At 69.7% G+C, this 1157-nt stretch carries 1 protein-coding gene; it reads left to right on the forward strand.

Annotation, left to right across the window (positions count from 1 at the left end; all coding sequences use genetic code 11):
• Positions 1 to 21: 21 nt before the first annotated feature.
• Positions 22 to 1157: transposase (locus C8P66_RS23390; protein ID WP_111400676.1), on the forward strand; the 1136-nt coding region annotated here is incomplete at its 3' end.

The raw sequence follows: 1157 nt of genomic DNA on the forward strand, positions 1-1157 counted from the left end.
CTGATTTGTCAAACTGCGGTTATGGCGACCTTCGTATCCTACAATCGCGACCAGGCATTCCTGTTGCCTCCGGACCTCAAGGCGTGGCTGCCCGAGGATGACCTGTCGCATTTTGTCATAGCCGCCGTGGAGCGCGTGCCGCTTGGCAGCTTCTTGGTGAACCCGCGTCCGGGCGGGCGGCCGCAATACGATCCCCGGCTGATGCTGGCGCTGCTGATCTACGCCTATGCCAACGGCATCTTCTCTTCACGGCGGATCGAGCGGGCGACCTATCGTGACATCGGCCTGCGCTATGTGGCGGCCAACACGCACCCCGACCACGACACGATCGCGGCCTTCCGGCGTACCAACAAGGCGGCCTTCGAGGCGGCGTTCCTCCAGGTGCTGCTGATCGCGCGCGAGGCCGGGCTGCTGCGGCTGGGCCTGGTTTCGATCGATGGCACCAAGATCGATGCCAATGCGTCCAAGATCCGTTCGGTGCGCTACGACCGGGCGCAGGCGCTGCGCCAGAAGCTGGCCGCCGACATCGCCGACCTGACCGCCCGCGCCGAGGCTGCGGATACCGAGGACGCACCCGACCCGCAGGCGCTGCCCAAGCAGATCGCCCGGCGGGAGCGGCTGCGCGCGCAACTCGACGCCGCCTGCGCCCGGCTGGAGGCACAGGCCGCGCGCGAGGCCGAGGCTGCGCGCACCGAGATCGCCGCCCGCCAGGCGGCCTGGGACGCCAAATCAGGTCGCCGCGGCCGCAGACCGAAATCACCACCCGACGATCCGCCCCCGCCCGCCCCTGAGCGTCAGAGCAACCTCACCGACCCCGACAGCGCGCTGATGCGCCGCTCGGACGCGCATGAATTCCGCCAGGCCTACAACGCCCAGGCCGTGGTCTCGGCCGAGGGCACGCAACTGATCCTGGCGACCAACCTCGTCGCTACCACCGCCGACGCGCCGAGCTTTGCCGCCACCATCCTGGCCATGGAGAACACCTGCGGCCTGCCGGGAACCGTGCTGGCCGACACCGGCTATGCCAGCGGAGAGGCGGTGGCGGCCTTGCAGGCGCGCGGCATCGAGCCGCTGGTCGCCATCGGCGCGACGCAGCCGCACCGTCCCTATGACTTCCGCCCGCCGCCAGACCCCAGGCCCGAGCGGCGGATCAACGA

It is taken from the genome of Humitalea rosea (assembly GCF_003253705.1).
In the GTDB taxonomy this organism is placed as follows: Bacteria; Pseudomonadota; Alphaproteobacteria; order Acetobacterales; family Acetobacteraceae; genus Humitalea; species Humitalea rosea.